Source organism: Arthrobacter sp. B0316-1-20, from assembly GCF_059091865.1.
Window position 1 is genome coordinate 54,975 of the sequence record NZ_JBNHHC010000014.1, and the last position, 15,946, is coordinate 70,920.

Annotated in this window: 17 protein-coding genes and 1 tRNA gene; 9 read left to right on the forward strand and 9 right to left on the reverse strand. The window is 67.3% G+C overall.

Going from position 1 to position 15,946, the window contains the following annotated elements:
* The first annotated feature begins 45 nt into the window (after positions 1–45).
* The 3 genes from AC5RW2_RS22140 (at position 46) to AC5RW2_RS22150 (ending at position 2,722) form a co-directional block, all read left to right on the forward strand.
* Positions 46–585, forward strand: a complete 540-nt coding sequence (locus tag AC5RW2_RS22140; protein ID WP_494001080.1) for a TetR/AcrR family transcriptional regulator — start codon at positions 46–48, stop codon at positions 583–585.
* 70 nt (positions 586–655) lie between these two features.
* Complete coding sequence (locus AC5RW2_RS22145; RefSeq protein WP_494074580.1) at positions 656–1,144, forward strand: DUF4190 domain-containing protein; 489 nt, start codon at positions 656–658, stop codon at positions 1,142–1,144.
* A gap of 264 nt (positions 1,145–1,408) precedes the next feature.
* Positions 1,409–2,722: an MFS transporter gene (locus AC5RW2_RS22150; protein ID WP_494025758.1), complete on the forward strand. Its 1,314-nt coding sequence runs from the start codon at positions 1,409–1,411 to the stop codon at positions 2,720–2,722.
* Positions 2,723–2,773: 51 nt separating this feature from the next.
* Here AC5RW2_RS22150 and AC5RW2_RS22155 read toward each other — a convergent pair whose 3' ends face one another.
* Both AC5RW2_RS22155 and AC5RW2_RS22160 read right to left on the reverse strand, forming a co-directional pair.
* Complete coding sequence (locus AC5RW2_RS22155; protein WP_494001077.1) at positions 2,774–3,214, reverse strand: arsenate-mycothiol transferase ArsC; 441 nt, start codon at positions 3,212–3,214, stop codon at positions 2,774–2,776.
* A gap of 221 nt (positions 3,215–3,435) precedes the next feature.
* Positions 3,436–3,891: a VOC family protein gene (locus tag AC5RW2_RS22160; protein WP_494074581.1), complete on the reverse strand. Its 456-nt coding sequence runs from the start codon at positions 3,889–3,891 to the stop codon at positions 3,436–3,438.
* Between the two features lie 213 nt (positions 3,892–4,104).
* Here AC5RW2_RS22160 and AC5RW2_RS22165 point away from each other — a divergent pair, with 213 nt between their 5' ends.
* The 3 genes from AC5RW2_RS22165 to AC5RW2_RS22175 all read left to right on the forward strand — a co-directional run bounded on the left by AC5RW2_RS22165 (position 4,105) and on the right by AC5RW2_RS22175 (position 6,074).
* Positions 4,105–4,308 carry a hypothetical protein gene (locus tag AC5RW2_RS22165; RefSeq protein WP_494001075.1) on the forward strand — a complete coding sequence of 68 codons (204 nt, stop codon included), beginning with the start codon at positions 4,105–4,107 and terminating at the stop codon, positions 4,306–4,308.
* Between the two features lie 108 nt (positions 4,309–4,416).
* Entirely contained in the window at positions 4,417–4,851 is a 435-nt protein-coding gene (locus AC5RW2_RS22170) for a universal stress protein (protein WP_494001074.1), read from the forward strand.
* A gap of 62 nt (positions 4,852–4,913) precedes the next feature.
* Positions 4,914–6,074, forward strand: a complete 1,161-nt coding sequence (locus tag AC5RW2_RS22175; RefSeq protein ID WP_494074684.1) for an aminotransferase class I/II-fold pyridoxal phosphate-dependent enzyme — start codon at positions 4,914–4,916, stop codon at positions 6,072–6,074.
* Positions 6,075–6,171: 97 nt separating this feature from the next.
* Here AC5RW2_RS22175 and AC5RW2_RS22180 read toward each other — a convergent pair whose 3' ends face one another.
* Positions 6,172–6,912, reverse strand: coding sequence for an alpha/beta fold hydrolase (locus tag AC5RW2_RS22180; RefSeq protein WP_494074582.1), 741 nt, complete (start codon positions 6,910–6,912; stop codon positions 6,172–6,174).
* A gap of 73 nt (positions 6,913–6,985) precedes the next feature.
* Here AC5RW2_RS22180 and AC5RW2_RS22185 point away from each other — a divergent pair, with 73 nt between their 5' ends.
* Positions 6,986–7,684, forward strand: a complete 699-nt coding sequence (locus AC5RW2_RS22185) for a helix-turn-helix transcriptional regulator (RefSeq protein ID WP_494074583.1) — start codon at positions 6,986–6,988, stop codon at positions 7,682–7,684.
* A 90-nt stretch (positions 7,685–7,774) separates the two neighbouring features.
* On the opposite strand, the gene AC5RW2_RS22190 is transcribed toward AC5RW2_RS22185, so the two are convergent.
* Positions 7,775–8,257, reverse strand: a complete 483-nt coding sequence (locus AC5RW2_RS22190) for a pyrimidine dimer DNA glycosylase/endonuclease V (protein ID WP_494025097.1) — start codon at positions 8,255–8,257, stop codon at positions 7,775–7,777.
* A gap of 122 nt (positions 8,258–8,379) precedes the next feature.
* Here AC5RW2_RS22190 and rlmN point away from each other — a divergent pair, with 122 nt between their 5' ends.
* Entirely contained in the window at positions 8,380–9,597 is a 1,218-nt protein-coding gene (gene rlmN / locus AC5RW2_RS22195; RefSeq protein ID WP_494024109.1) for a dual-specificity RNA methyltransferase RlmN, read from the forward strand.
* A 132-nt stretch (positions 9,598–9,729) separates the two neighbouring features.
* Here the strand turns inward: rlmN and AC5RW2_RS22200 are convergent, their stop codons facing one another.
* The 5 genes from AC5RW2_RS22200 to AC5RW2_RS22220 form a co-directional block, all read right to left on the reverse strand.
* Positions 9,730–10,164, reverse strand: coding sequence for an acyl-CoA thioesterase (locus AC5RW2_RS22200; protein ID WP_494025098.1), 435 nt, complete (start codon positions 10,162–10,164; stop codon positions 9,730–9,732).
* 74 nt (positions 10,165–10,238) lie between these two features.
* On the reverse strand, positions 10,239–12,503 hold the full coding sequence (gene betT / locus AC5RW2_RS22205; protein ID WP_494013580.1) for a choline BCCT transporter BetT: 2,265 nt from the start codon (positions 12,501–12,503) through the stop codon (positions 10,239–10,241).
* Between the two features lie 369 nt (positions 12,504–12,872).
* Positions 12,873–12,946 (reverse strand) — tRNA-Val (locus AC5RW2_RS22210).
* A gap of 129 nt (positions 12,947–13,075) precedes the next feature.
* Entirely contained in the window at positions 13,076–13,792 is a 717-nt protein-coding gene (locus tag AC5RW2_RS22215) for a DUF2238 domain-containing protein (RefSeq protein WP_494074584.1), read from the reverse strand.
* Between the two features lie 151 nt (positions 13,793–13,943).
* A complete protein-coding gene (locus AC5RW2_RS22220) occupies positions 13,944–14,501 on the reverse strand; it encodes a MarR family winged helix-turn-helix transcriptional regulator (protein ID WP_494074585.1) in 558 nt (185 codons plus the stop codon).
* Between the two features lie 166 nt (positions 14,502–14,667).
* Here AC5RW2_RS22220 and AC5RW2_RS22225 point away from each other — a divergent pair, with 166 nt between their 5' ends.
* On the forward strand, positions 14,668–15,882 hold the full coding sequence (locus AC5RW2_RS22225) for a mechanosensitive ion channel family protein (RefSeq protein ID WP_494074586.1): 1,215 nt from the start codon (positions 14,668–14,670) through the stop codon (positions 15,880–15,882).
* Positions 15,883–15,946 lie beyond the last annotated feature (64 nt).

Consider the following 15,946-nt stretch of genomic DNA (forward strand, 5'->3'; position numbering starts at 1 on the left):
GCAAAGCGGCAACTCCGCGGGCGGGGGGAGTCCTAGGATGGGTAAATGGCCAGTGCGAGAGACCGGATCCTCGACAACTTCGAGGACATCCTGATCAAAGAGGGCGAGCGAGCCGCCACGATGGACGCCGTCGCGGCGGCGGCCGGGGTGTCGAAGGGCGGGCTGCTGTACCACTTTCCGTCCAAGGAGGCGATGGTGGACGCCCTGTGCGAGCGGCTCTCCGCGCTGACCGCCGCCGACGCGGAGCAGATCATCAGTGCCCCGGAAGGAGCGGCCCGCTACTACGTGCGCACGTCCAGGTTCGTCGATTCGCCGCTGGACCGGGCCATCGTGGCCGTGGCGCGCCTGGTCCAGCAAGGCCACCCGTCCGCGGCGAGGACCTTTGCCGGGATCCAGGAACTCTGGCTGGATGCCTTGGAGCAGGCGCTTGGCAGCCGGCCGCTGGCGCAGGCCGTGAAGCTGATCGGCGACGGCCTCTACTACAGCGCAACCTTCTTCTCGCCGGATGCGCAGCAATACCAATTGGCCGACGGCGAGATGGACGCCTTGCTGGAACAGGTCGACACGCTGGTGGGCCGGGGCTGATCCGCGGCCGCCGGACATAGGGTGTTCGGTGGGGACGATAAATCGTTTTCGCACCGATGAGAGGAACCACATGTCTACTCCCACTGGCCACGGGGAGCATCCCGAGCCCGCGGCTTCCCAGCAGCCGCCGTCCACGCAGGGCGCCTACCCCGCCTACCCCGCCCACCCGCAACAGGACGCCTACCCCGCCTACCCGCAACAGGGCGCCGGCCAGGCATACCAGCAACCAAACGAGCCTTACGGGTACCCGGGACAGCCCGGTCCCGGGCAACCCGTTCCCGGCAGGACCATGGGGATCGTCGGCTTTATCCTGTCCCTGCTCGGACCGCTGACGGTGGGCGGGCTGATCGTCAGCATCATCGGCATGGTGCAGTCCAAGCGCGCGGGTGCCAAAAACGGCTTCGCGCTCGCCGGCATCATCATCGGCGCCGTGGGCACGGTGCTGTTGATGCTGTTCATCATCATCGCGCTGGCAGGCGTCGGTTACCTCATGGAAGCCTGTGGCGAGCTGGGACCGGGCACTCACGTCGTGGACGGCGTCACCTACACCTGCAGTTAACGCGCCACCTGGCGGGGCCGGGAGCCGGGATTGACGGGCCGAATTTCGCCGTGTCCGTACCTGGGTCAGGTCAGTACACTGGAACGCATGACCGAGCAGGAACCGGGGCCTGCCGGGGCCCCGGCTCACCAGGAGGGTGCGGGTCTTACCGCGGGGGCGGCCGGTACTTCGGTGCCGATCGGGGACGGTGAAGCACCGAACCTCGTCGATCCAGCCGCAGTCGACACGACCCTGCGCAGCCCTGCACAGCGGTACCGCACGTTCATGGGGATCCTGGTGAATACGGCCCTGGCCAACATCACCACCAGCTACCTGTGGTTCGCGTTGACGTTCTGGGTGTACCTGGAGACGCGCAACGTGATCGCCACCGGAGTGATCGGCGGGGCATACATGCTGCTGATTGCGCTTTCCAGCATCAGCTTCGGCACGTTCGTGGATCGCTACCGCAAGCTGGCCGTGATGCGCTTCGCCGCCGTATTCACCTTGGCGATGTTCCTTCTGTCCGGGGCCATGTTCCTGTTGACCCCCCAGGCCTGGCTGCTGGACCTCACCCGGCCGTGGTTCTGGGTCTTCTCCCTGATCATTCTGATCGGCGCGGTGGTGGAGAACATGCGCAACATTGCCCTCTCCACCACGGTGACCATCCTCGTCGACCCGGAGCGGCGGGCCAATGCCAACGGTCTGGTGGGCATGGTGCAGGGCCTGGCCTTCATCGTTACGTCGGTGCTATCGGGGCTGTCGGTAGGCCTGCTCGGCATGGGCGGGACAATCGCGGTCGCCTTGGTGCTCACGGCGCTCGCCTTCCTGCACCTGCTCACCCTGCGCATGCCGGAGGAGGTGCGCGCGGCCGCCACGGACGCACGCGGCAGCTTCGACCTGCGCGGTTCCATCGCCGCCGTGCTGGCCATCGCCGGACTGTTCGCGCTGATCCTGTTCTCCACCTTTAACAATTTCATCGGCGGGGTTTACATGGCGCTCATGGATCCCTACGGGCTGGAACTGTTCCCCGTGGAGCTGTGGGGCGCGTACCTCGCGCTCGGCTCCACCGGATTCATCGTGGGCGGCGCGGTGATCGGCAAGTTCGGGCTCGGGCGTAATCCGCTGCGCACCATGCTCGTCGCGGTGATCGTGATGGGGGCCCTCGGCGCGGTGTTCACGCTTCGCGAGTGGGCCTGGCTGTACATTGCCGGGATCTGGCTCTACCTGACGCTGGTGCCTTTCGTGGAGGCCGCCGAGCAGACGGTCATCCAGCAGGTGGTTCCGCTGCAGCGGCAGGGCAGGGTGTTCGGATTCGCCATGGCCTTCGAATCCGCGGCTGCGCCGATCACCGCGTTCCTTATCGCACCGATCGCGCAACTCTGGATCATCCCGTACGCGCGCTCGGGTGACGGCGCCGCCACCCTCGCACCGCTTCTGGGCGAGGGCACGTCCCGCGGCATCGCCCTGGTGTTTCTCGTGGCCGGGATCGTCATGATCGTGGCCGCCCTGCTGGCCTTCCTGACCCCGGTCTATCGTCGGATCTCGGCCTCGTACGCGGAGGCGGCGAGTGAGGCGCCTGCCGAGGCGCCGGGGACGTGAGCCCGGCCGCGGACAGGCTCCGGCATCCAGTCTGGCGTCCCCGTGGGGGCTCTACTGCGCGTCCGGGTGCAGGGCCGGCTGCAGTTCTGACAGCAAGTGCTGGACCCGGTGCTTGATGTCGTCACGGATCGCACGCACGCCGGCAGCGTCCCGGCCTGCGGGGTCGTCCACGTCCCAGTCTTCATAGCGCCGGCCGGGGACCACCGGGCATTCGTCGCCGGAACCCAACGTGACCACCATCTGCGCCTTATTGACCGATTCGTGGGTGACCGCCGTGGGACGCACGGCGGACAGGTCGATGCCCTCTTCGGCCATGGCCTCGACGACGGCGGCGTCCAGCCGTCCCCTTGGCCGGGTTCCGGCCGACCGGGCCTCGATGCCACCCTCGGCGAGCTGGGAGAGGTAGGCCGCGGCCATCTGTGAGCGGCCGGCATCCCGCACGCCCACGAACAGGACGGTCGGACGGGTGGTGCCCGTAGTTGAGGCTGTCATGGCGGACCTCCGCGTCGATCGGCTCCCGGCCCGCTGCCGGTGCCGGCTGCTCCTCTTCACTGTGCCAGAACTTCGAGCCGACCCATAGGTTCGCCGGGAAAGAAAGCCAAGCGCCGGCACCGGGAGCCAGCCGCCATCCCCCGGGCACTCCGCGCCCGGGGATGGATCCAGGACATTTTCGGGATGCGGCCGGCCGGCAGGGAAACCGGGCCGCGCAGAAGCTACTGCGCCCCGTCGGCGTTGCCCGCCGCGGCGTTCTGCTCCGCGACTGCCTGCATCGCCTCCGGTGACATGTGCATGATCTCCCAGACGTGTCCGTCCGGGTCCGCAATGGCGGCCCCGTACATGCCCGGCATCTCTTCTTCCGCCGGCCGGTAGATGGTCCCGCCGCCCGACGTCGCGTTGGCCACGAACCGGTCCACCTCCTCGGGCGACTCGGCGCTGAGGGCCACCAGCACTTCCTTGGCATCCGAGCCCAGATGCGGAGTGCCGTTCCGGAGGAACTTGCCGAAATGCTCCTGGGTCAGCAGCATCACCACGATTGTGTCGGAAATGACCACCGACGAGGCATCCGGCGAGGAGAAGTCCTGATTCAGCGTATAACCCAGACCGGTGTAGAAGTCCGTGGCCTTCTTCAGGTGGCTGACGGGCAAGTTGATGAAAACCATGCGGTCCATTGGCTGTTCCTTCCAGGCGGGCCCGCGGCCGGCGCGGCGCAACGGGAGTGCGGACGAGGTCCACTGTGGCACTCCGGCCGGTACGAGCCAACAACTACCGGCAGAGGTAGTTGTCGCCGCTGCCTGCGTCACCCGCGTGCAGGCCTCCCTTGTCCGCGGGAAACCACACACCTACGGTGGAAGTAGTAGCGGCGAGATACAAGGAGGCGCGAGATGGCGGAATTGCGGATTGAACAGTGGTGGCTGAAGCTGCCAACCGGCCACAAGCAGTGGTTCCGGGAAAACCTGAGGGCAGACGTCGTGGACGCAGATGCGGCGGCGGCGGTCTACGAGGCGGGCGGCCCGGACCTGAAGGAAGCAACGCTGCCGGAAGAAGATTGGGAGTTCATCGAGACCCAGTCGGAGTTCGTGGACTGATAACGACGACGGCGACCCGCGGCTCCCGGCGGATCGCCCACGCGGCGGGTAAGTTGGTGTGAAACGGCCCACGTGGCCGCCAGACGACGTGCTCGAAGGGGTGGCCCGATGGCCGGAATCATCATCGTAGGAGTAGACGGCAGCGATACCGCCATGAAGGCGGCGCGCACCGCGGCTAAACTCGCCGCGTCGATGGGCGCCGAGCTCCGGGTGGTTACCGCCCACGAATCCGATGCGACCGAAGTCGTGGAGATCGGCAACGACAAGTGGTTCATCCACGAGTCGGAGCGGGCCGAGAAGGTAGCCAGGGACGTCGCGGCAGAACTGGGCGCGGAGGGCCTGAGGACCAGCTACACGGCGGTGCTCGGCAAGCCCCAGGACGCGCTGGTGGCAGAGGCGGAACGCGTCAACGCCCGCCTGATCGTGGTCGGCAACGTGGGCATGCAGGGGCTGGGCCGGGTGCTCGGCAGCGTGGCCAGTTCCGTGACCCACAAGGCCGCCTGCGACGTCTACATCGCCAAGACCGCCGGTACCGCCGGCTGATTCTGAGGATCGTGAACGAACTGCAGGTGGCCGGCCGTGCCCAGGTGCCGCCGTTCCAAGTGATGAGCATCCTGGACCGGGTCGCGCAGATGCGCGCTGCCGGCCGGGACGTGGTGTCGTTGTGCGCGGGGGAACCTGCGGGCGGCGCCCCGCGGGCAGTGTCCGAGCGGGCCGCCGAGATCCACGCCTCCGGCCGGCCGCTGACCTACACCAGCGCGCTTGGCATCCAGGAGCTGAGGGCAGCGATCGCGGGCCACTACCGGCGCTGGTACGGGTTGGACGTGGCGGCGGAGGAAGTGGCCGTGACCACGGGGTCATCCGGGGCCTTCATGTTGGCGTTCCTGAGCGCGTTCAATGCGGGCGACCGGGTGGCGCTGGCGCGGCCGGGCTATCCGGCCTACCGGAACATTCTGCGAGCGCTCGGCTGCGAGGTGGTGGAGATCGACTGCGGTCCGGAAGCCCGCTACCAGCCGACGCCGGCACTGCTGGCCGCAGCGGCGGCGGCCCATGGGCCGCTGGCCGGCCTCGTGCTGGCGTCGCCGGCCAACCCCACCGGCACCATGGTGTCGCGGAGCGAGCTCGCCGCGCTCACGGCCTGGTGCGCCGAGCATGGGGTTCGCCTGGTCAGCGACGAGATCTACCAGGGCATCACGTATCCGGCCGATCCCGCGGAACCGGATGCCCGCGGAACCTGCGCCTGGGAACTGGACCGCACCGCCGTCGTTATTTCTTCCTTCTCCAAGTACTGGGGGATGACGGGGTGGCGGCTGGGCTGGGCGCTGATGCCGCGCGACCTCGCGCCGGCCTTCGATGCGCTCGCCGGAAACGTGGCGCTGTGCCCGCCGGCCCCGGCCCAGCTGGCGGCACTGGCGGCGTTCGAGGCGGACTCCTACAGGGAGGCGGAGGCCGCGGTGGCCGCGTTCGCCGAGGTGCGCGCCCTGTTGCTGCAGAACCTGAGCCGGCTCGAGTGGGGGAGCGCGGCACCGGCCGACGGGGCCTTTTACCTGTACGCCGAGCTCGGGCGGCAGCTGGAGGGCTTCGCCGACTCGGCCGAATACTGCCGGGCGCTTCTGGAGGAAGAGGGCGTGGCACTGGTCCCCGGCGCCGACTTCGATGCCGTCAACGGCACGCGCTCCGTCCGGCTGTCCTTTGCCGCCGGTGCCGACGCCGTGGCCACGGCCATCGAGCGCATTGTGCGCTTCCAGGAGGGCCGGAGCCGCTAGCTCTGCTGACCGGCCACCTTGATCAAGCGTGGGAAGGGCGGCTGGCTGCCGCATGCGCCGCGGATGCGGCTGACCCCCTTCTGGTTGTACGTGCAGTTCAGTTTGTTTGAGAAGCCGCTGACCGGATGGCCGTGGCGAGGTCGCGGGGACGGCTCCACATAGGCCAGTGCCCCGTCGGGAGGTCAAGGACGTCGAGGTGCTCGATGTTCGCGACTTCGGCGAACATGGCATGGCCTGCGCGGGCAAGTTCCAGCACCTGCGCGCTCGGGATCGAGCAGCACACCAAGGTGGTCCGGACCGTGCGGCGGGCATCGTTCGTGAGCTCGACGGGCTGACGCAGCACGGGTCCGGGCTCGGGGACGGCCCGGGCCTGAAAACGCTCGAGGACCTCCGCGCTCAGGCCTTCGAGGCTCGCCTGCTGTGCGAGGACGTCGAGGGGCGGCAGCGGAAGCTCTTTCAACTCCTCCGGGAGGTCCGGGGCAAAGGCGCTTCCCGTGGCCACGGGGCCGGAGTCGACCCACACCACTCGATGGACAAGCTCGGGGCGACGGTCAAGGACGAGGCTGACGGGGGCGTTCGCCCCGCTGTGGGCGACGAGAGTCGCGGGCTGATCCTCGGAGACCCCGAGTTCAGTGAAGACGTCCAGGACCGCCGCGGCTTGATCGTCGAGAGTCTTCGCCGCACGCTCGGGATCGTCCCCGTCGAGACCGGGCAGCGTCATCGCAATTGCGCGGGAGCGGTCGGTCGTCAGGTGTTCAAGGACTTCATCCCACGCCCAAGCGCCCAGCCAGTGGCCGGCGATGAGAATGATGGTCGGAGTGCTCGTGGTAGTTGTCATGGCCCTACCCTCGCAGGCACTACGGACAAGGGTATGTCACTATTTATGTCATGATTTTGTCGGCGTCTGAACTGTGAAGCGAGTCGAGCGGCTCCATGCCCTGTCCGAGATGTTGCGCCGCAGCGGCGCGCGGGGGGTTTCCGCCGACCGGTTGGCGAGAGAGTTCGCGGTATCCGTGCGCACTATTAAGAGAGACCTCGATGCGTTAGAGAACAGCGGTGCGCCTGTATGGTCTCGCCCGGGTCCCGGCGGTGGCTACGGATTGGCTGTAGGCGCGTCGCTGCCGCCCGTCAGCCTGTCCCCGGCGCAGGCCGTGGCGCTCATGGCAGCCGTGTCCGCTGCACCCGATGCCCCCTACGCCGATCTGGCAGCAGCAGGTATCCAGAAGATCCTGGACGTCCTCGATCCCAAAACCCGAGCCCGGGCCGACGAGCTGGCACACCGCGTCTGGGTCAACGCGCTTCCCTCCTCGTCGCGCTCCATCAAGTCGGCACTGGAGGAGGCGATGGCCGAGCAGCGGGTGATCCGCATCCGCTACACCTCGAAAGACGAGACCACGACCACCCGCGACGTTGAGCCGGTGCTGTTCGCCTCCACGAACGGCCAGTGGTACCTGGTGGGGTGGTGCCGGCTGCGCAACGCCATGCGATGGTTCACCGTGTCACGCATCGAGCGAGCCAGCGTAACTAAGACGGCTTGCAGCGGCCATACCATCCACGAGGTCGGAGAACCCCCGGCGAACGCCAGGCCGGTTCACGGTCGGGGCGATTGAGTCACTCAATTAACCACTCCGGTCAGTACAGCCGGACTCCGGGTCGGCCACACCCCGGCCGGACCCGTGCACGCCGGCAGCCGGAAGGCGTCACACCGGCCGTTCCCAATCCTCCACCGGTCCCTCGACCGTGGTGAACAGCGGATGGGGGTCGGGGACCCGGCCGGGGCTTTGCCGCTCCAGCCGCTGGTTCAGGACCACGGCGTGGTCCGGGTCCCGCACCGCGAGTTTGGCGATCAGATGCCGCAGTTCGAAGCTGAGCTGTTCCGAATGGACCGGCAGGCTCGGCTGCCGCTGCCTTGCGGCAGCACCGGCCGCCGAGGTTCCCGGACACCGGATCAGGCTGGTGTTGAAGGCATATCCGCGGGCCGCAGCCTCGGCCGCCAGCCCCTCCAGATAGGCGCCGATGGCTGCCATCGGGTCCTCCGCGGCACGGAACCGCTGCAGCTGCGGGTGGTTGCGGTAGCCCTTGGTTTCGCCTGCGAGAACCTTTTGCGCCAGCAGGGCCTCCCGCCAGCAGGCCACCAGACCCCTCCGGTCGAGCAGCCGGGGGTGCAGGCTCCATATCCGCATTGGACCAGAATAAGCACAGCTCGCCCGGCCCGGCGGCGGCCGAGCGGACAGCAGCAGCCGTGACCCCGGCCCGCCAGCGGCGGAGGGAGAACTATATCGTGTCTGTGAGACAATAGGTGGCAATGTCTTCGCAGATTTCTTCCCCCCAAAAAACTTCCGACCGGCCCCAGGTGCGTCCCGCCGCCGAGGGCTGGAACCAGGCCGTCACCAGCGAGGGCCGTCCGCTGCTGCAGTTCAAGTCCCCGCGCGTCACGCAGCCGCCGGTCCACCTCGCCGACATGACGCTGGCCGAGCGGCAGGACAAGATGAAGGAGCTGGGACTGCCGGCGTTTCGCGCCAAGCAGCTGTCCACGCATTACTTCCAGCACTACACCACCGACCCCGAGCGCATGAGCGACCTGCCCAAGGAGCGGCGCGCGGAACTGGCCGAGACCTTTTTCCCCACCCTCCTCACCGAGGTCAAGCGCCTGACCACCGACAACGGCGACACGATCAAGTTCCTGTGGCGGCTCTTCGACGGCTCGCTGGTCGAATCGGTCCTGATGCGTTACCCGGGCCGGGTCACGCTCTGCGTTTCCAGCCAGTGCGGCTGCGGCATGAACTGCCCGTTCTGCGCCACCGGCCAGGCCGGCCTGACCCGCAACATGTCCACCGCTGAAATTTTGGACCAGATCGTTCAGGCCAACCGGGTCATTGCCGAGGGCGGCCTCGGCGGCAAGCGCAAGGACGCCGGCCCCGACGCGGGGCGGGTTACCAACATCGTTTTCATGGGCATGGGTGAGCCGCTGGCCAACTACAAGCGCGTGATGAATGCCGTGCACCGCATGGTGGACGAGGCGCCCGAGGGCCTGGGCATGAGCGCCCGCGGCATCACCGTCTCCACCGTGGGCCTGGTGCCGGCGATCAACAAGCTGGCCGATGAGAACCTCCCCTTCACCTTCGCGCTCAGCCTGCACGCCCCGGACGACGAACTGCGTGACGAACTGATCCCCGTGAACTCCCGCTGGAAGGTCGACGAGGCACTGGACGCCGCCTACGGCTACTACCAGCGCACCGGCCGGCGCGTCTCCATCGAGTACGCGCTGATCAAGGACATGAACGACCACGCGTGGCGGGCCGACCTGCTGGCCAAGAAGCTCAACAAACGCGGCCGCGGCTGGGTGCACGTCAACCCCATCCCGCTGAACCCGACCCCGGGTTCCATCTGGACCTCGTCCGACCCGGACGTCACCCGCGAGTTCGTGGCCCGGCTCAACGACGCCGGCGTCCCGACCACGCTGCGCGACACCCGCGGCAAGGAGATCGACGGCGCCTGCGGCCAGCTGGCGGCGACGGAGTAACCCCTCACGAACAACAACGACGGCGGGCCGGGTCCTCGGATCCGCCCGCCGGTGGTTTCGGCGCTTTCGGGCCTCCTCGTCCACCGGCTGGACCCGGGTAACCCTCTCCGCCGTCCGCGGGACGCCGGCCCGCTAGTCCTGGACCGCCGTGGGATCCAGATGTTGCCGGGGCACCCTGTCGCGGCTGTACGTGATCTCGGTGAAGCCGTGCGGTGCGGGTTTGCCGTCCTCGCCCAGGTTCACGAACACGATCTTCTCGATGGTCAGGATCGATTGGCGCGTGAACATGTTCCGCACCTCGGCCCGCATCGTCAGGGACGTCCGGCCGAAATGCGTGGCCTTCAGGCCCATCTCGATCAGATCGCCCTGACGGGCCGAGCTGACGAAGTTGATCTCCGACATGTACTTGGTGACTGCCTTGCCGTTGCCCAGCTGGACGATGGCGTAGATGGCCGCCTGTTCGTCGATCCACCGCAGCAAGCTGCCGCCAAAAAGGGTGCCGTTGGCGTTGAGGTCTTCGGGACGCACCCACTTGCGGGTATGGAAGGAAATGTCGTCGGTGCCCATGCAACGACTGTATCGGAACGGGGCCGGCGGCTCGTCGGGAGTCATTGTGCCCGCCGAGACGCCGGCCGGCGCTCCTAGGATTCGTCGAGCTTCTCGACGTCGTCGGCCTTCTTGGGCACGTGCGGAATCGACTCGGTCGTCGGCGGCACCACGGGGGTGAGGACGGAGGCGTAGGCGTGTTCGCTGGAGTACTTGAGGAACGCCAGGTGCGCCTCGTACCGGTCGAGGACGTCGTTGATGACCTGTTGCTGGGTCAAACCCATGAGGTCGTAGCCCTCGCTGCCGGTCTGGGTGAACACCTCGAGCCGGTAGTACGTGTCGATCTCGCGGGGCATGCTGCGGCCGCCGAAGGTCGGAACGGGGGCCTCGACCGCGGCCACTTGGTAGTGGAAGTCGCGGTGGTCGTCCATATTCACCACGAGGATGTGCTCGTCGATGCCGGTCTTCGGGTTCGGCGTCGTCGTCATCTCTGCCTCGTAGCCGAGTTCGGTGAATTCCTTGGCGACGTCCTGCAGCGCCGGCTGCACGACCCGCTCGGCGAACTGTGCCACGGCCTTGTTCGACGGGTAGGACCGCAGCCGCGCCAGGCGCTGCCGCCAAGTCTTTTCCGGTATCTGTCCGCCATGGGCGGCAGCAGTGCGCCGCCGCAGCACCTGCCCCTCGCGCTCGGCCCGTTCCATCCTGAGCACCTTCGAGAAGGAGGCCATCACGAGATACGCGATGACGGTCACCGGCAACGCGAAGATCAGGGTTGCGTATTCCATGGTTGTCACGCCGCCGGCCACCAGCATGGCCACCGTGAGGATCGCGGTGACCAGGGCCCAGAAGATGCGCAGCCACTTGGCACCGTCCATCGCCGGATCGGGAATCATGGAGGAGAAGTTCGACATCACCATCGCACCGGAATTGGCGCTGGTGAGGTAGAACAGCAGGCCCGAGAGGGTGGCCAGACCGATCAGGAACGGCGCGCCCGGGAACATTTCCAGCAGCGCATACCACCCGTGCTCGGGGCTGTTGATGGCCTCCTGGGCGAACTCGGTATTGCCGGCGAGCACCTCGCTCATGGCGCTGTTGCCGAAGATTGAGACGATGAAGAAGTCGCAGAGGACCGGGGCGGTGATGGCCGCGATGACGAATTCCCGCAGGGTCCGGCCGCGCGAAATGCGTGCCAGGAAGAGGCCGACGAACGGGCCCCAGGCCAGCCAGAAGGCCCAGAAGAAGAGGGTCCAGCCGGCCATCCACGCCGAACCGTCCTCCTCGTAGGCCAGGGTCTGCAGGGTGCGCTCCGGCAGCGAGAAGATGAAGCGGCCGATGTTCTCGACCATGGCGTTCAGCAGGAACGAGGTCTTACCCGTGACCAGGATGTAGAGCATCATCGCTCCGGCCGCCCACAGGTTCAGTTCGGAGATCCACCGGATCCCCTTGTCGACGCCGGAGGTACAGGCCGCCACGGTCATGACGACGGCGACGAGCACCAGGGCAATCTGCAGGGCCAGGCCCTCCGGCAGGCCGAACAACCAGCTGAAGCCGACGTTGAGCAGGACGACGCCGATGCCCATCGATGTGGCTACGCCGAAGACGGTGCCGACCAAGGCGAAAATGTCGATGACGTCGCCGGTCGCCCCGCGCACGCGCTTACCCAGCAGCGGGTAGAGCGCGGCCCTGATGGACAGCGGCATGCCCCAGCGGTAGGCGAAATACCCCATCGCCATGCCGAGAAGGGCATACATCGACCAGCCGGCCACGCCGTAGTGGAACATGGTCCAGACGACGGCGTCCTGCGCGGCTTCCGCCGATTCGGGTGCGGCGGTGGGAGGGTTGATGTATTGCGTGATCGGGCCGGTGACGGAGTAGAAGAGCATATCGATGCCCACGCCGGCGGCGAAGAGCATGGCGACCCAGGTGAAGAGGTTGTACTGGGGGCGCGAGTGGTCGGGGCCGAGCCTGACGCTGCCTTCCTTGGAGAGGGCCACCCACAGGACGAAAAGAATGACCAGGGTGACGGTCAGGACGTAGAACCAGCCCAGGTTGGTGGCGATCCAGCCGACCATGGTGTGCATCGTGCCGGCCGCGTTGCCCGGGGCCATGATGGCCCAGATGGAGAAGGCCAGGACGATCACGGACGAGATGATGAAAACCCGCCAGTTGACCCGGGGGCCGCGGTTCTCGGTGAGTTCGGCGGGCCCCTTGCTCAGTTCCGTGCTGGATATGGGCGGGCGCTTGGCCTCGGAATCGGCATCGGCGGGCTTGCGCCGTTCCGCCACGCCGAAGCGACTGCGTTCGACGAGTGGTTTCAGCGCCTCATTGTTCGAGATGCTGTCGTCTTCGGCGTTAGCCATCGGATTCTCCTTCTCTCGCGGGCGGCGCCTGCCGCTTATGTCAGCGGCACGTCGCCCAAAAAACCGTGGCGGTGAACAGCGTAGACCTCCCAAGCCTGTCCGTGCCCACCTGCGGGGGAGCAATTTTTCCGGGCCCCGCCTCCGTCTCCCCGCCCGGACGCCGCTGGGACAAACCCGCGGTGCGGCTCCGCCATGCGGTGCTCCTGGCCGCGCGCTGCTGCCCGCCATTGGTCGGCGGCCGGGCTGCTGCCCGTGGTCGTTCGGGTCCGTCTTCGGGCGCTGCCGGCTGGTTCCGGGCTGCGCTCCGGCAGGGGAGTAGGCCAAAAAAGTGGGACCCCGGCCTGAAACAGGCAAGGGTCCCACTAGTAGTTGCGGGGGTAGGATTTGAACCTACGACCTCCGGGTTGTGAACCCGGCGAGCTGCCGAACTGCTCCACCCTGCGGCGTCTCTGACTGTAGACCCCCAAGTGGCCAAACGGCGAATTTGGTGAGCGACGTCACCGCACGCTCCGGGGCAACCTGTGATTCAAGTGCGACGGCGGCCGGGCCATATCGGCCCGGTGGTTCGGGTCTTATCGCATGGCGCCTTCGGTTACCGGAGCACTCCGAGGGTGCCCCGCGGCCGGGGTGTGCGCACTGGGTACCTGCCGAGGTGGTGGGCCCTGCGTCAGGACCTCGGCGGAGGGGAACCATCCCTTGTGCCGGACGAGGATCCGCGTGGCCGCCACGATGATCGCCGACGCGGTTCCGGCGATCAGGTCCGTCATGGTGTCGAAGTTGGTGATCTGGGCTTCGGTGCCGAGCACGGCATCGGAGGCGAACTCCGCGATCTCCCACAGCAGGGCGACGAAACCGCTGAACGCGACGATCATCACCGCCGCGAGCCAGGGCGGCGTCGAGAACCCGTAGCGGCGGCCGGTGGTGCCCAGGGCAAAAACGATCCCGAGCGCGACGACGAATCCGGAGTAGAAGTGCACGACCGTGTCCCACGGTGTCCATGTGGCGTAGAAACCGAGTTGGCTTCCCAGGTACGGGCCGCCGAGCAACAGCACCGCGTACAGCGCCTGTAGGCGTGCGGGGATCTCAACGTGCGCCCACCGCTCCACGAGCAGAACCGGGAACGAGGCCAGTAGCAGTGCGACGGGGATGACGGCTGCCGTGGGCTCGCCGCGGATGAGCGCGCTGAGTGCGGAGAGTGCGAAGAGGGCTTCGGCCGCGATCAGTGGGGCGTGGCGCCTGAGCGCGTCGCTGGACGGCACCGTTTCTTGTATGTCGTTGCTTTCACGCATTCAGTCAACCTTCACAAAGTTCATGGGAGCGATTTAGGTGCGGTGCCGAAAGGCACGGCAGTGCCCTCCGGTGAGGACAGCAGTTTGAGAGCACGGGACACCTCCCCGACGCGAGTGGAAGACGTCGCGGAAATCTCGCCCCGGGGGTTGTTTAGGGGTTGGGGGTTCTTTCCGGGTCGTGGGCCGGAGGAATGTCGGTGGCTGACGCGGTGTTTTGGAAGAGCCGGGGCGTGGCGGCGGAAAGTTCGTTGGCGAAACGGACCAGCATGGCGCCGAGAATCTCCCTGTCTTCCGATGACCAGCTGGAGAGTATTTCATCGAACGCTGCCGCGCCCGCGGCGCCGATCTGCTGTTGCAGTTTGAGCCCGACGGCGGATGTCTGTAGGAGGGTTGCCCGGCGGTCGGCGGGGTCCGGCCTGCGGTCGATCAGTTCCCTGGCTTCGAGGCGGCGGATCTGCGGGGTCATGGTGGATTTGTTCACTCCCCACTGCGCGGCCAGGTCGGATAGCCGCATCGGGCCGCTCCTGGTCAGGTATTCCAGCAGTGCCGTGTCTGTGGGCGAGAGGTCCTCGGCTTCGGGGCCGAAGACGTATCGGCGGATCTTTTTCCTGCTGGCCCATTGGAGCAGCAAGGCGAAGCCGTGGCGGACCTGCACCCCCGGTGTGGGCTGCTCGCCGCCGGTCTCATTGCCGCTAGAAAAATCTGACATGAAACCAACCTAGCAAAAGCCGTTCGGTTCGGCTAACCGAACTGTTTTTCGTTGGGGCTGGGGCCGCGCGGTCCTGGGCAGAAAACTCCAAGCACTCCAGCACCAGTATGAAGGGTCGCGCAGCTCGATTGGACAGGCTCCGCGCCGGATCTGCACCATCGAAAATATGGATGATTATCTCTACCTGATCCAGCCGGCGACAGTAGTGCTGATCGCCGTTGCCGCAGCACTGGTGATCACCGCGCTCCTGCGGGTTGCAGTGAACCAGCTGTTCCGGCGTGTGCCCAACATCCGGGATGTCTCGGCCCGCGGGCGCAGCCCCTTCCGGGTGGCGCTGGCCGTCATCGGAATCCGGGTGGGCCTGCGTATCACGTCCGCCGATGAGCCGTGGCATACCGCCGTGGACTTCGTCCTGATCGTGGTGCTCATAGCTGCGGTGGCCTGGTTCGCCGTCGTCGTACTGCTGGTCATTGAGGCGGCCATCCTGGCCAAGTACCGCACGGACACCAAGGACAACCGCCGGCTGCGCAGGCTTAAGACGCAGGTGATCCTGGGGCGCCGCGTGGCGGTGGCGCTGATCGTGACGATCGCGGTTGCGTGCGTGCTGTTGACCATTCCCCAGGTCCGGGCCCTCGGTGCCGGTATCCTGGCCTCCGCCGGCGTCCTGTCCGTCGTCGCCGGCCTCGCGGTGCAAAGCTCCCTGACCAACGTCTTTGCCGGCATGCAGCTGGCCTTCACGGATGCCATCCGGGTGGATGACGTCGTGGTGGTCGAGAACCAATGGGGCACCGTGGAGGAGATCACGATGACCTACGTGGTGGTCCACATCTGGGACGACCGGCGCCTGATCTTGCCCTCTACGTACTTCACCAGCACGCCCTTCGAGAACTGGACCCGCCGGACCGCCGCCCTGCTGGGAACGGTGGAGCTGGACGTGGATTGGCGGGTTCCCCTGGACGAGCTGCGCGCGCACCTCAAGGCCGTGGTGGAGGCGGCCGAGATCTGGGACGGACGCACCGCCATCCTGCAGGTCACCGACGCCGTCAACTCGCTGGTCCGCGTGCGCATCCTGGTCAGTGCCGGGGACAGCGGCACACTGTTCGACCTTCGCTGCCTGGTGCGGGAATCCATGGTTACCTTCCTGCAGCGCGAATACCCGCAGGCGCTGCCCCGGCAGCGGTGGGAAGCCGTCGGCCCGGCGGAGAGCGGCGAGGCCCCCGCCGGCGGCCGCCGCCGTCCCGCGGCCGCGGTGATGACCGGCGCGGGCGACTCTCAGCTGTTCACCGGCTCCATCGACGCCGTGGAGCGCAACCAGGCGTTCACCGGCCCGGGCGAGGAGGCCTACGAGGAGCGCGAGCGAAAGGCGAACCAGGGCGGGTAGGCGCGCACCTTCGTGGCAGCTCCAGGTGCGCCGGTTTGTCCGGCGCTGATGCGGCGGCCCGCGG

What these genes read in the sequence shown, in the direction of transcription:
- AC5RW2_RS22140 (WP_494001080.1), top strand. Translation starts at nt 46, where the DNA reads ATGGCCAGTGCGAGAGACCGGATCCTCGACAACTTCGAGGACATCCTG.
- AC5RW2_RS22145 (WP_494074580.1), top strand. Translation starts at nt 656, where the DNA reads ATGTCTACTCCCACTGGCCACGGGGAGCATCCCGAGCCCGCGGCTTCC.
- AC5RW2_RS22150 (WP_494025758.1), top strand. Translation starts at nt 1,409, where the DNA reads ATGGGGATCCTGGTGAATACGGCCCTGGCCAACATCACCACCAGCTAC.
- AC5RW2_RS22155 (WP_494001077.1), bottom strand. Translation starts at nt 3,214, where the DNA reads ATGACAGCCTCAACTACGGGCACCACCCGTCCGACCGTCCTGTTCGTG.
- AC5RW2_RS22160 (WP_494074581.1), bottom strand. Translation starts at nt 3,891, where the DNA reads ATGGACCGCATGGTTTTCATCAACTTGCCCGTCAGCCACCTGAAGAAG.
- AC5RW2_RS22165 (WP_494001075.1), top strand. Translation starts at nt 4,105, where the DNA reads ATGGCGGAATTGCGGATTGAACAGTGGTGGCTGAAGCTGCCAACCGGC.
- AC5RW2_RS22170 (WP_494001074.1), top strand. Translation starts at nt 4,417, where the DNA reads ATGGCCGGAATCATCATCGTAGGAGTAGACGGCAGCGATACCGCCATG.
- AC5RW2_RS22175 (WP_494074684.1), top strand. Translation starts at nt 4,914, where the DNA reads ATGAGCATCCTGGACCGGGTCGCGCAGATGCGCGCTGCCGGCCGGGAC.
- AC5RW2_RS22180 (WP_494074582.1), bottom strand. Translation starts at nt 6,912, where the DNA reads ATGACAACTACCACGAGCACTCCGACCATCATTCTCATCGCCGGCCAC.
- AC5RW2_RS22190 (WP_494025097.1), bottom strand. Translation starts at nt 8,257, where the DNA reads ATGCGGATATGGAGCCTGCACCCCCGGCTGCTCGACCGGAGGGGTCTG.
- rlmN (WP_494024109.1), top strand. Translation starts at nt 8,380, where the DNA reads ATGTCTTCGCAGATTTCTTCCCCCCAAAAAACTTCCGACCGGCCCCAG.
- AC5RW2_RS22200 (WP_494025098.1), bottom strand. Translation starts at nt 10,164, where the DNA reads ATGGGCACCGACGACATTTCCTTCCATACCCGCAAGTGGGTGCGTCCC.
- betT (WP_494013580.1), bottom strand. Translation starts at nt 12,503, where the DNA reads ATGGCTAACGCCGAAGACGACAGCATCTCGAACAATGAGGCGCTGAAA.
- AC5RW2_RS22215 (WP_494074584.1), bottom strand. Translation starts at nt 13,792, where the DNA reads ATGCGTGAAAGCAACGACATACAAGAAACGGTGCCGTCCAGCGACGCG.
- AC5RW2_RS22220 (WP_494074585.1), bottom strand. Translation starts at nt 14,501, where the DNA reads ATGTCAGATTTTTCTAGCGGCAATGAGACCGGCGGCGAGCAGCCCACA.
- AC5RW2_RS22225 (WP_494074586.1), top strand. Translation starts at nt 14,668, where the DNA reads ATGGATGATTATCTCTACCTGATCCAGCCGGCGACAGTAGTGCTGATC.